Genomic DNA, 12,601 nt, shown 5'->3' with positions numbered 1-12,601 from the left:
TCTCCTCAAATCCGCCCCTGATCCGGGCGGGAAAGCTATTTGACGCGGCGTCAGGACACAAGTCCGGGCGCGGCTGTGAGGGAGCCGAATGCCAAACTTTTCGGCGAAAGCGAAAATCCGCTCAGTAGGTCGTGCGGCGCTCTTCCGAGGGCGGCCTGCCGAATTGCAGCCGGTAGCTCTGGGCGAAGTAGGAATGCGAGGTGAAGCCGGTCGCGATCGCCACATCGAGGATCGGCATGTTGGTCTGGCGCAGCAATTCGCGCGCCCGCTCCAGCCGCAACCGCATGTAATAACGGCCGGGCGTGACGCTGAGATGGCGCAGGAACAGGCGCTCGACCTGGCGCACCGACAGGCCGGCGGATTTGGCCAGTTGCACGGCCGACAGCGGCTCGTCGAGGTGGTCGGCCATCAGTTCGACGATGCGCCTGAGCTTCTCCGACTTGCCGGTCAGGTCGCGTTCCGGCCCGACACGCTGGCGGTCTCCGGCCGAGCGGATGCGTTCATGCTGGAACTGGTTGGCGACGCCATTGGCGAGATTCGAACCGAAATCGCCGCGCACGATCTCCAGCATCAGGTCGATCGAGGTGGTGCCGCCGGCGCAGGTATAACGCTTGCGATCGATCTCGAAGACGTTGCCCGTGCAGTTGATGTCGGGGAACCGTTCGACGAAGCCTGCGCGATTTTCCCAATGGATAGTGCAACGATAGCCTTCGAGCTGGCCGGCCTCAGCCAGCAGGTAGGAACCGACCGACAAGGCACCCAGTGCATTGCCGCGCCGGCCCCAGCTGCGCAGTGCCGCCAGCACCTTGCTCTTGCCAGGAAATTCCGTCGTCAGCCCGACCGAGACGAAGAGGATGTCGACAGGCGGCAGGTCGGCAACGGCGTAGTCGATCTTGAGCGGTAGGCCATTGGAGGCCATCACCGGATCGCCGTCGGCCGACACCGTGGTCCAGCCATAGAAGTCGCGGCCGAGCAACCGATTTGCCGACCGGAACGTGTCGATCGCCGCGGCCAGCGAGAACATGGAGAACTTGTCGACCAGCAGGAAAGCGAACTGCCGGCCGCCTTGAACGGGATCGGTTATGGCCGGCCGTTCCAAGGGAATAGTGGGGTTCGGCAAAGCTGCGGCTTTCTGGCGGGTCAGAAGGACGGCCGTTTCAATCCGGCCGCAAGGTAGGCAGAGGCTAACGTATTGGCCATCAGCATGGCAATGGTCATCGGCCCGACACCGCCGGGCACCGGCGTGATGGCGCCGGCGGCCTTGGCCGCTTCGGCATAGGCAACATCGCCAACGAGGCGCGACTTGCCCTCGCCCTTTTCCGGCGCCGGAATGCGGTTGATGCCGACATCGATGACGGTGGCGCCCGGCTTCACCCAATCGCCCCTGATCATCTCCGGCCGGCCGACGGCCGCGACAAGAATGTCTGCGGTGCGGGCCAGTGCCGGCAGATCCTTCGTGCGGCTGTGCGCGACGGTGACGGTGCAGTTGGCGGCAAGCAGGAGGTTGGCCATCGGCTTGCCGACGATGTTGGAGCGGCCGACGACGACGGCATTGAGGCCGGACAGGTCCTTGCCGCGCACACGCTCGATCAAAAGCATCGAGCCCGCCGGCGTGCAAGGCACGAAGGCGGTCTCGAGTTCACCGGTGCCGAGCTTGCCGACATTGATGAAATGGAAGCCGTCGACATCCTTTTCCGGCGCGATGGTCTGGATGATCTTGCCGGCGTCGATATGGGCCGGCAGCGGAAGCTGTACCAGGATGCCGTTGATGGCCGGATCGGCGTTGAGGTCGCCGATGATCTTCAGCAATGCCTGTTCGGAGGTTTCGGCCGGCAGCGTGTGCTGGACGGAATGAAAGCCGCATTCCTTGGCGGTGCGCGATTTGGAGGCGACATAGACCTGGCTGGCCGGATCCTCGCCGACGATGACCACGGCAAGACCGGGCTTGGCGTTGCCTTTGGCAACCAGCTCGGCCGTCAGGGCCTTGACCGTCCGCACCACATCTTCGGCAACGCTCTTACCATCAATCACTTCGGCCATGGACCATCCTCAACACCAAAATGCCCAAGCGCGTCGCTTCCGGAAGCGACGCGCTTTTTGATCTTTCACCGCGTGGCATTTTCACGAAAATTCCAACACGCAATCCCGCCAAAGCGCCTTCCCATGCCGTTTACGCGAAACCGGCATGTTTTTGTACGGCACAGCGAAGAATTTTGTGGCTCAGAAGTACCGGCGACGCGCGCGGCTCTCGGTGAGTTCGCGAACCGCTTCGCGGAATTCGCGCAGGCTGGCGCGGATTTCCTCGATTGGCGCCTGCTGCTCGACGTCCGCCTTGGGCTGCGGCGCCTCCACCGATCGCTGAGGCGCCTGCTGCGGCGGGATGGGCGGCTGCGGATAAGGCTCAGAAGCAGGCTGAGGCGGATAGGGCTGCTGCCCGGCATTGGGGGCGGGCATGGACTGCGGATGGGTATGGCCGGGCTGCTGCGTGTAGGCCAATGGCTGCGCGTAGGGATAGAGCTGCGGGCCCGAATATGGTCGCTGCGGCGCTATGTGAGGCGGTAATGGCGGCTGCGCCATCTGCTGCGTATATGGGGCCTGGGCGCCCGGCTGGAAAGGCGACGGCGGGTAGGCTGCTGCAACCTGCTGCTGGGACGCAAAGGCCGGTGCCGACTGGAGATAGGCGGGGTACGCCGGATCTCGCGTTGGCTTCACGTTTTCATCAGAGACCCACTCCGTATCGAAAGGCTCTTCCGGGGACGGCTTGCGGGACACGGACTTGTGCAGCCTCGACAGCAAGGCACCGATCCGGCCGGAACCTTCGGCCGAGGCGACCTCAGCTTGCTGGACAGGTGGTGGTGCTGCCGGCGGTGGCGCAGGTGGTGGCGGTGTAGGCGGGGGTGTCGATGGCTGCAGTACTGGTGGTTGTAGCGGTGCCGGGGGTGCTGCCCGATATGGCTTGTCCTCATAGGGCGCCCGGCGTTCATCCACGCTGCGGTCGCGGCGCGATCGCGAATTGGCTGTGTCACGCAGGCTCTCATAGGCGCCACGCATGGCGCCGAGGCCAATGCCCGAGGCAAAGCCCAGCAACAGGCCGGCAAGCGCTACGACGACCCGCGACGGCCCGTTCGGCTCGAGTGGCGCGAAAGCCTTCGAGATCACATTGATGTTGGCGGTGTTGATGTCCTTCTGCTCGCCGGTCTCCTTGGCACGGAGCAGGTACTGTTCGTAGACGGAACGCTTGGCGGTGGCCTCGCGCTCCAGTTCGCGCATCGACACCAGATCGCTGTTGACGTCGCCGCTGCGGACCTTGAGCTGAGCCAGACGAGAAGCGAGATCCTGTTCGAGTTGCACGGCGCGCTTGAGGTCGACCTGCAGCGACGAGCCGATGCGGCGCAACTCAGCGGCGATGCGGTCGCGTGCGCCGGCAATCTGGGCATTGAGCGCCTGGAGTTCGGGGTGGCGCGGACCGAACCGGATGGCGGCGCGGTCGGCTTCCTGCTTGAGCGACGCATATTGCGAACGCAGATCGCTCATCGTGTTGGAGTTGATCTCCTCCGGCAAGGTGCCGGTGAGAACCGAGTTGACATCGACCGAGCGCGCCGAGGCCGCCCGAGCATTGAGTTCCAGCGTGCGGGCGCGGGCAACCGACAGCTGCTCGTTGAGCTTCAGCATCTCATCGTCGCTGATGAGGTGGCCCTGCGCGTCGACAAGGTCGTGCGTGGCTCTGAAATCCTCGACCTTGCGCTCGGCCGCCTCGACGCCCTTGCGCAACTCGTCCAGCCTGGCCGTGAGTTCGTCGGTGGCGCGGCCGGCGGTGTCCGATTGAATCTGGCCGAAGGTCTGCAGGAAGACATCCGTCATCGTGTTGGCGATGAGGGCCGATTTCTCACCATTCTGCGTTGTCGCGCTGACGGTGATGACGAAGGTCTTGCCGCCGCGCTCGACCGAAAGGCTCTCAGCCAGATTGCCGACAGCCAGCGCACGGCGGCGGGTGTCGTCGACACCGCCCGGTCCGTCATTGCGAGACAGGACGGAGCGGATGAGCGACATGACGCTGAGGCCGCCACCTTGCCCATTGAATTCCGGGTCATTGACCAGATTGAGCTTGTCGACGACCTTGTTGAGAACGGTGCCTGATGTCAGCACCCGGACCTGGTTCTCAACGATGGCTAGCGTGGCGTCGGAAGCGACGACCGACTGGGTGAGATCGCGGTCAGTCAGCTTCAGGTCGCGCGGATCGACGATCAGCTCGGTGGTGGCCTCGTATTTCTTCGGCGTCGACAGCGCGATCGCAATGCCGAGCGCGGCACCCAGCATCGTCGTCGTCACGATCAGCAGCTTCGACTTGCCGACACCGCGGACGACTTGCATTGGATCGATCAGCGGCTTCCACTGCTGGCTGTCGGCGCCGTCATTGTGGGACGCCGGCGCGGCGCTTGAACGGTAGCGTTCGGATGCGCCGGTTTCAGACTGTGTCCGTGGCGTGGTTTGCGGATGGCTCACCGACGAGGCTGGCTCGTAGCCGGCCTGATACCCGTCTGTTGCGACCGGATCCGACAGCTTCGGGTTCGTCCGCGTTTCGCGCCGTGAACGGGCGAGGCGATGGCGGGTGGCGGCATCCTCGCGCCATGACGGGTCTGCCCGATCCCCGATCGAGACCAGGGACGCGTCAGGTTCGTCGCCGCGCACAGCCTGGCCAAGCGCCAGCAACGAGCGCTCGCGCTTCCAGTCTTCGCGGTTTTCCCTGTCGACCATTGTCTGGAACTTTACCCTTGGCGACCTGCAAACGGCGATTGGCCATTCGTTAAGCCACGCTAAACAGGCATGGAAAACAAAAGGTTAATTTTCCCGCGCCGAGCCTGCGGTTTCCCTCTTCGGTTGCATCTATTTTCGACACAACCGTAGACCCCAGAACGGCACGTTAAGTTTTCCGGCCTAGGCTCTCGGTGAGACATGACGCAGGCCAGTGATATACCGCAAAGGCGGCCCCTCGCCCGGATCGGCACTTTTTTGGCCGAACGACGGGGGCTGCTTCGCGACTATTTCTCGGCGATCAGCGGCGCTGGTGGGCGACTGGTGTTTTCACTCGCCTATTTCATCGCACTGGCCAACACGCTGTCCATTTCCGAGTTCGGCATGTTCGCCACCGCATCGGCGGCCGGCGTCATGCTGTCGCGCATCCTCGCCTTCGGTTTCATATCGGCGCTTTATCGCACCGCCACCATCCGACCCAATCTGATCGGCACCTTCACCGCCGGCTTCCTGCTGCTCGGCGTGCTGTCGCTGCCGCTGCTGGCGGCGGCCTCGTTCGGCGTCTATCTGATTTTCTTCGCCGACACCGTGCCGCTGTCGGTGTTTGCGGCAATCGTCTTTGCCGAAGCGCTGTTGTGGCGGCCGGTGGAGGTGGCGCTGATCGTCAACAACGGTCTGGGCAAGTTCGGCCGCGCCGCGCTGCTGGCCATCCTGGCGACGGCGCTGCGGGCGCTTGGCGCGGTGCTGTTCATGTTCTGGGCGCAACACAGCGTCTGGATATGGTCGTGGTTCTATATCGGCGCCAACGCCGCCTCGCTGCTGATTGCCTTCGGCTTCTTCTACCCGCGCCAGCGGCTGCGGCTGCGCATCGAGCTCTATCTCAGGCGATTGGCCGATTCCATCTATGTGGCTGGCGCCGAAGTGCTGTTCTACCTGCAGATGGAGTTCGACAAGCTGCTGGTCCTGGCGATCGGCGGCCCGCATCTGGCCGGCATCTACGCCATCATCATGCGGTTGGTCGACCTGACGGCCATACCGATCCGCACCTTCTCGATGATGCTGGTGCAGCGCATGATGCGCGCGCCGGAACTGTTGTCACGGCTGGCGGTCAAGAGCGGCATCGAAGGCGGCGTGTTCGCGGTCTCGACGCTGGCGCTGCTGACGCTTGGCATCGTCCTGCATTTCTTCCCCAACGCGCTCGGCAAGAATGTCGCCGAGGCAGCTCCGCTGGTTGTGCTGGCTATCTGCGTGCCGGGACTGCGCAATCTGGTCGAATACCAGGCCGAGCTTTTGTTCGCACGCGGCCAGACGCTGGTGCGGGCGCTCAATCTGGGCCTACTCGCCGGATTGAAGGCGCTGCTTTTGACCTATGTGCTGACGACCATCCTCGACACGCCTAACCTGGTGCTGTCGCTCAATGTCGTCTTCCTGCTTTTGTATCTCGCCTCGACGCTGCTCACCTATTCGGCGATGCGTAAGCCGGCAAAGCCGGTCTAAGACTTCCTTGTTTGAGCATGATCTCTGGACAAACGGAAACCGTTTGTCTGAGAAAACCGGTTCCCACTTTTCGGGATCATGCTTCATTAAGCCCGATCAAACGGCGGATGCGGCCGATATCGGTGCCGATGAAGGACTGCATGCCGATCGCCACCTGCTCCGGCGCCATGGCGGCAACGAAGCGGCGGAACTCGTCGTCCGACAGCGCTTCGCCGGTCCAGTGGACACGGCAGAACTCCTCCGAACCGTGGAAGTGGCCGGCGCCGTCCAGCAGATCGTCGACATAGCGGCCGTAGATCATGCATTCGGAGAATTTGCGCGCTGAGCCGACGACCTCGACCCAGTTTCGGCCATGGACCTTCTCGATCTCGCCGCACATGGCCAGCACGGTGTCGCGCCGCCAGGCGATCAGCGTCGAAATGTAGTCGTGGGTCGACGTCCGCGACGGATAGATGCCGAGTGCTGCACCCGCATTGCGCGACCAGACGCGATGCTCTTCGTGACCTTCGTCCGCCAGTACGCCATCACGGCGGAACAGGCGCGCCTTGCCGTCATGCCAGAAGGCGCTGCAATCGAAAGGTTTCAGGAAAGCGACGTCGGAGTCGCAGAAAATCAGCACGTCTTCGGATGCGTGTGCTGATATGGCGATGCGGCGCAGCTGTTGCACATGCCAGCCGCGCAGCGGCTGCGTCTTCAGGCTGAGCCAGACGCGCCGTCGAAACAGGCTGAGCGGGTCGTCGAAGGCATACAGCCAGCGTGGCAGCAGATCACGCTCGTCGACGACCGTGCGGCGGCCGGTCTCCAACTGTCGGAAAAGCTCGATATCGCGATGTTCGACCAGGATGTAGTGGTGCGCCGCACCGGAAACGTGGCGATCAAGCGTTTCGCACAACAGGCGGCAGCGTTCGAAATCGGGCGCGTAGCTTGCCGTCACTATTGCCGCCGTCGGTGTCTGCCGAAGCGGGCTCGGTTCGACAGCGGCGCCTGGAACGAACCTGCTGTTCACTGGCTGTCCCTCGCTGTTTCGGGTGTACGCGAGAATCTCTGCCTGACGACGCGCAGCAGGAACAGGGGATTGCCGACCACATAGCGGCGCCACAGGCGGCCCGGTTCGACAGCCAACCGAAACAGCCATTCAAGCCGCAGCCGGCGCATCCACAAGGGTGCCCGCGGCACCGAGCCGCTCAAGAAGTCGAGCAGCGCGCCGACGGCGATCGGCAGCGTACAGTGGCGCGCGTCGATATGGCGTGCGATCCACAATTCCTGGCGCGGCACACCCATGGCGACGAGCAGCACGTCCGGCCGCAGCGCGGCGATCCGGTCGACGATTTCCGATTCCTGCGAAGCGGGGAAATAGCCGTCGTGGATCACCACGAACCGGTGCTGCACGGCCAGTGCTGCCAGCTTGACCGACGCCGCTTCGGCGTTGACGCGCGTCGCGCCGAGCAGCCCAACCGTCAGCGGCGTCGTCGAGGCTTGCAGGAAGGCGGGGACGAAATCAGTGCCGTTGAGATTGTCCGGAAACGGCGCGCCGTAAAGAAGTCTCGCCGCCAGATCGACGCCGATGCCGTCGGGCAGGATGAGGAAATCATCCAGCGCCTCGGCGAAGACCGGATCGGTACAGGCGATGTTGGCGTTGTGGGCGTTGAGGAAACTGACCTTGGTGAAGCGCCGCTCGGCGATCAGCCGGTTCAGCAGGACGATGGCATCGTTCCAGCGGATCGCAACCACCGGGATGCCAAGGATCGTCTTGAGCTTGTCGAGCCCGAAGGCGGCGCGGGCGGAATGCATGTTCATGCAAACGCCTCCTGCCTGACAGGCCCGAGCTTTTCGAGGCCGAGACGGATGGCGGCGTCGAGCGCCTTGACCTGCGAACGCCGGAACGCGCTGCCGTCGACGTCGCGGATGTCGGCAGCCGCGGCTTCGAGAGCCTTGGCGAAGGCAGCGGGGTCGTCGGTGACGACACAATTGGCCGGGCGATGGTCAATGCCGCGCAGCGACCGGCTGGTGGCGACGGACGGCAGGCCGAGCTCGAAGGTTTCGATGGTCTTCAACTGGACGCCGCTGCCGGCGGTGCTGATCAACGGGATGACGGCAGCGCTGCTTACGAACGCCTGCGCGTCGGGCACGCGGCCGACAAATTCGACACCGGGATGCTTCGACGTAACGCCGGCAGGCATGCTGCCGGCGACGCGGATGCGGAAATCGGAGCGTAAATGCGGTACGACCTTGCCCAGGAACCAGTCGAGACCGATGCGGTTCGGCTGCCAGGTCCAGGTGCCGATCAGGGCGGCGTCGCAGTCGATGCGGCGCGGGCCTTTCCGGGTTGGCGCCGCGGCGCCGGTCACCAAAGGCAGCACCGCCGAGCGGTCGTCCGAGGCGACACCGAGTGCGGCGCGGTCTTCCTCGGCCAGCGTGAAGACGAAGCGCGCCCGTCGACAGAGACGTTCTTCCACGGTCTTGAGCAACCTCGCCTCGCGGCGGAACAACAGGCGCTGGAAGAGGCTTCCGGCCGCAGCGGCATTCTCCTGCGCCGAAAGATGCTCGACATTGTGGGCAACGAAGATCGAAGGCCGGTCAGCGAACAGCTTTTCAAAGGCACCGGCGAACTGCACGGAATTCAACACGTAGCCGTCAAACGGGCCGGTGCGCTCGACTGCAGCAAGTACATCGCCGTCGGACACCGCGCGCAACTTGACCGACGCAAATGTGAGGCCCGAAAGCAGCGCCTTGCCGACCCAGGCCAGCTTTTGCCGTGCAGAGGCATTGTCCGTGCGCACGTCGATCGCACCCAGCACCACGGTGTTTTCGGGATCGGCCGCGGGTCTCCCCGGCCAGGTGAAGCCGATGACGGTGACGCGCGCGCCAGCGCGCCGCAAGGCAGCGATGATCGCAGCGTTGGCGATCTCGTAGCCCGAGGCGAGAGCGCCGTCGGGCACGATCGATGTGGCGAACAGCAGATGCATCTCACCTATCCAGTGGTGTAGCCGGTAGCAAAGTGCGGTGAACCCTTGATTAAGCGAGCACATTCGACGACCGAAAGCCCCTGCCTGGCGGGCTTCTCCGTGCAAGGTGATTAACGAAACCTTATCACCGTGGTGCTACCAGAGCCCAACTCACCATGTGGCTGGACACGGATGATCCCTTTGCCATCGGACGGTTCGGTATCGATCGCAGGACGCTCGCCGCGGCTTGACCTCGAGGCCGTCGAAGCGGTCGTCACCTTGCCGACCTTCAAGCGGCCCGAGCAGGTGCTGGAAACGCTGGCGTCGTTACGTGCGCAGCAAACCGGCAGGCGCTTTGCCGTCGTCGTCATGGAAAACGAAGCCGAAGCGCGGGCTGGCGCCAAGGCGGCAGTGCCGCTGTTCGAGCGCGGCGAGATGTCAGGTCTGGTCATCATTGCGCAGGAGCGCGGCAATTGCAGCGCCTACAATGCCGGCTGGCAGACAGCGATCCTGCAATTCCCGAACTTCAGGCATCTGCTGGTCATCGACGACGACGAGATCGCCGATCCGCGGTGGCTGGAACGGATGTGCACGGCAGCCGAGACGCTCGGCGCCGATATTGTCGGCGGCCCGCAGGTGCCTGTGTTTGCCGATCCCGCACATGCGCGATGGGCCGAGCATCCGGTGTTCGCGCCTCCCTATCGAGAGACCGGGCGCGTGCCGGCACTCTATTCGTCCGGCAATCTTCTGGTCGGGCGCAATGTGCTGATCGCCATGGGTCCGCCCTTTCTCGATCTGAAATTCAACTTCATGGGCGGCGGCGATTCCGATTTCCTGAGCCGGGCGGCGCAGCGCGGTTTCGTGCTTGGCTGGTGCGCTGAAGCGCAAGTGCAAGAAACCGTTCCGGCCCGGCGTGTCGAAGCCGACTGGATCCGTGCTCGCAGCCTGCGCAACGGCGTCATCTCGACACTGGTCGAAAAGAAGAAACGCGCCGGCACGCCACTGGCCGGCGTGAAGGTGTTGCTGAAGAGCCTGGTGCTGCTTGCCGCCTCGCCGTTTCGCGGCCTGATGCGGCTGGCGCGAACCGGATCGCCGGCGATCGCCATCTACCCCGTTCATGTGGCGCTCGGCCGCGTGCTGGCCGAATTCGGATATGCCAATGAGCAATACCGCCAGCCTGAGAAAAACTGAGCGCGCGCCGCTCAGCGCCGCGTTCACGCGCGAAGGCGTGGCCACTGCCATTGCCGCGCTGCTGTTCACCGTCATCATGGTGTCCTTCCGGCCGTTCCAGCCGGCCGGCGCCGAGCTCACCGGTCAAGGCGGCGACATCGTCAACCAGCTTGGCTTCAGTTCGCTCGGCGCCATGTCGATCTTCTCGCTGATGGCCTTTGCCGATCCGCGCGTAGTGCGCTCGCTGCTCAGCCCGTCCTGGATGCTGATGCTGGGCTTCTTTTTCCTGTCGGTGGTGCTGGCAACCGACCCGCCCTCGGCCATGCGTGCCGCCTCCTTCACGCTGATCGGCATCCTGACGATGGCGACGATCCTGGTGCTGCCGCGCGACGCCGAGGCCTTCTCAAAAGTCATCATCTTCACCGCCGTCGCGGTCATGGGCCTTTCCTATCTCGGCCTCATCGTCTTTCCGCACGAGGCGATGCACACCGCCGACTCACAGGAGCCCGAACATGCCGGCCTGTGGCGCGGCGTGTTCACCCACAAAAACATCGCCGGCCCGATCATGGCCTGCCTCAGTTTCGCAGGCCTCTATCTCTACCGGCGCGGGCAGCGCTACTGGGGCGCCGGGATCTTCCTCGCGGCGATGATCTTCATGCTGCACACCGGCTCCAAGACAACAGCTGGCCTGGTGCCGTTCTCGATCCTGATCGTGATGTTCCCGAGCCTGATAGGCATGCGGCTCGGCACGCCGATCCTGTTTGCGCTGGCGATCATCGCCACGGCGGTCGGCACGCTGGGCATCGTCTTCCTGCCGCCGGTGAAACATCTGGCGGCAATCTATTTTCCCGACATGACCTACACCGGCCGCACGACGCTGTGGGAGTTTGCCGGCAGCATGCTGGCGAAGAAGCCATGGACCGGCTACGGCTATGAGAGCTTCTGGGGAACGCCGCTGCTGCTCAATCAGGACCAGCCCTTCGACCGGCCCTGGGACATCAGAACCATCGTGCACGGCCATGACGGCTATCTCGACATCGCCGTGCTGATGGGCATTCCGGCACTTTGCGTGGCGGTCTACACCTTCCTCATCGCGCCGTTGCGCGACTACATGCGCATTCCGCTGCGCAGGGAAAACATCTTTCTCGGCGACTTCTTCATGATGGTGGTGCTGTTCACGGCGCTGAACGCCTTCCTCGAAAGCTTCTTCTTCCATCGCGGCGACCCGGTCTGGCTGTTCTTCGTGCTCGGCGTGCTTGGCCTCAGGCAAGTGTCGCTGCGGCCGATCGCGGTGCGCGATCCCGATCGCAGTGTGCGATCCGAGATCGCGGTGCACGATCTTCCCGTTCCTCCTGACGGGGGCTTCCCCAGGGAAGCGCCAGCGTCTATGTGAAGGCCTTCCTTCGGAGGGCCTTCGATGACGATCAGGCTTGTTCTCGCCGGCTGCGGCAATATGGGTTACGCCATGCTCTCGGGCTGGCTGAAATCCGGCAAGCTTGCGCCGGCGGCGGTTTTCGTGGTCGAGCCCAATGCCGATCTGCGCAATCGCGCGGCAACGCTGGGCTGCGGCACATCAGCCGATGCCGGCGATATTCCAGCCGATGCCGTGCCCGATCTCGTCGTCATCGCGGTGAAGCCGCAGGTGATCCGCGACGTCACCGCCGCCTACAAGCGCTTCGCAGATGGCCGCACCACCTTCGTCAGCATCGCCGCCGGCACGCCTGCCGCCACCTTCGAGGAAATCCTGGGCAGCCGCACACCGATCGTGCGCTGCATGCCCAACACGCCGGCAGCAATCGGCAAAGGCATGATGGTGGTGTTCTCCAATAGGCTGGTTTCCGAAGACACCAAGCGTTTCGTCGCCGACCTGCTGTCGGCGAGCGGCGAGGTGACCACCATCGATGACGAGGGCCTGATGGATGCGGTGACCGCCGTGTCGGGGTCGGGGCCAGCCTATATCTTTCATTTCATCGAGGCGCTGACCGTGGCAGCCGAGAGGGCTGGGCTGCCGACGGCAACCGCCAAGCTGCTCGCCATGCAGACCGTTTATGGCGCTGCCTCGCTCGCCGCCGAAAGCGGCGAGGAACCGGGTGTCCTGCGCCAGCAGGTGACCAGCCCCAAGGGGACGACGGCCGCGGCGCTGGATGTGCTGATGGGCGAGGACCGGCTGACCAATCTGCTGACGCAGGCGGTGGAGGCGGCGCGGTTGCGGTCTGTCGAGCTGGGGAAGTAAATCC

Annotated in this window: 10 protein-coding genes; 4 read left to right on the top strand and 6 right to left on the bottom strand. The window is 64.1% G+C overall.

Going from position 1 to position 12,601, the window contains the following annotated elements; translation table 11 throughout:
• Positions 1-121: 121 nt before the first annotated feature.
• The 3 genes from EJ076_RS09380 to EJ076_RS09370 form a co-directional block, all read right to left on the bottom strand.
• On the bottom strand, positions 122-1,120 hold the full coding sequence (locus EJ076_RS09380) for a GlxA family transcriptional regulator (protein ID WP_164548583.1): 999 nt from the start codon (positions 1,118-1,120) through the stop codon (positions 122-124).
• A 20-nt stretch (positions 1,121-1,140) separates the two neighbouring features.
• Positions 1,141-2,040 (bottom strand): bifunctional methylenetetrahydrofolate dehydrogenase/methenyltetrahydrofolate cyclohydrolase FolD, encoded by a 900-nt coding sequence (gene folD / locus EJ076_RS09375; protein WP_109670266.1) that lies wholly within the window; start codon positions 2,038-2,040, stop codon positions 1,141-1,143.
• Between the two features lie 180 nt (positions 2,041-2,220).
• Positions 2,221-4,755: a Wzz/FepE/Etk N-terminal domain-containing protein gene (locus EJ076_RS09370; protein WP_126067700.1), complete on the bottom strand. Its 2,535-nt coding sequence runs from the start codon at positions 4,753-4,755 to the stop codon at positions 2,221-2,223.
• 198 nt (positions 4,756-4,953) lie between these two features.
• Here EJ076_RS09370 and EJ076_RS09365 point away from each other — a divergent pair, with 198 nt between their 5' ends.
• Positions 4,954-6,249: a lipopolysaccharide biosynthesis protein gene (locus tag EJ076_RS09365; RefSeq protein WP_126067699.1), complete on the top strand. Its 1,296-nt coding sequence runs from the start codon at positions 4,954-4,956 to the stop codon at positions 6,247-6,249.
• Between the two features lie 76 nt (positions 6,250-6,325).
• Here EJ076_RS09365 and EJ076_RS09360 read toward each other — a convergent pair whose 3' ends face one another.
• The 3 genes from EJ076_RS09360 to EJ076_RS09350 are packed head-to-tail and all read right to left on the bottom strand — an operon-like array spanning position 6,326 to position 9,215.
• Entirely contained in the window at positions 6,326-7,255 is a 930-nt protein-coding gene (locus EJ076_RS09360) for a DUF6492 family protein (protein ID WP_126067698.1), read from the bottom strand.
• Positions 7,252-8,046, bottom strand: coding sequence for a WecB/TagA/CpsF family glycosyltransferase (locus EJ076_RS09355; protein WP_126067697.1), 795 nt, complete (start codon positions 8,044-8,046; stop codon positions 7,252-7,254). Before EJ076_RS09355 ends, EJ076_RS09360 begins: the two co-directional genes overlap by 4 nt.
• Positions 8,043-9,215 (bottom strand): glycosyltransferase family 4 protein, encoded by a 1,173-nt coding sequence (locus EJ076_RS09350; RefSeq protein ID WP_126067696.1) that lies wholly within the window; start codon positions 9,213-9,215, stop codon positions 8,043-8,045. Before EJ076_RS09350 ends, EJ076_RS09355 begins: the two co-directional genes overlap by 4 nt.
• Before the next feature lie 171 nt (positions 9,216-9,386).
• Here EJ076_RS09350 and EJ076_RS09345 point away from each other — a divergent pair, with 171 nt between their 5' ends.
• From EJ076_RS09345 to proC, 3 genes are read left to right on the top strand one after another with little or no spacing between them, the layout of a single operon-like run.
• Positions 9,387-10,385 (top strand): glycosyltransferase, encoded by a 999-nt coding sequence (locus EJ076_RS09345; RefSeq protein ID WP_126067695.1) that lies wholly within the window; start codon positions 9,387-9,389, stop codon positions 10,383-10,385.
• On the top strand, positions 10,354-11,757 hold the full coding sequence (locus EJ076_RS09340; protein ID WP_245462981.1) for an O-antigen ligase: 1,404 nt from the start codon (positions 10,354-10,356) through the stop codon (positions 11,755-11,757). The genes EJ076_RS09345 and EJ076_RS09340 overlap by 32 nt, the downstream gene beginning before the upstream one ends.
• 24 nt (positions 11,758-11,781) lie before the next feature.
• Entirely contained in the window at positions 11,782-12,597 is an 816-nt protein-coding gene (gene proC / locus EJ076_RS09335) for a pyrroline-5-carboxylate reductase (RefSeq protein ID WP_126067694.1), read from the top strand.
• Positions 12,598-12,601: the final 4 nt, after the last annotated feature.

It is taken from the genome of Mesorhizobium sp. M7D.F.Ca.US.005.01.1.1, assembly GCF_003952545.1.
GTDB classification, from domain to species: domain Bacteria; phylum Pseudomonadota; class Alphaproteobacteria; order Rhizobiales; family Rhizobiaceae; genus Mesorhizobium; species Mesorhizobium loti.
The sequence above is the reverse complement of the archived record's forward strand: the minus strand, read 5'-3'. Positions and strand labels throughout refer to the sequence as shown.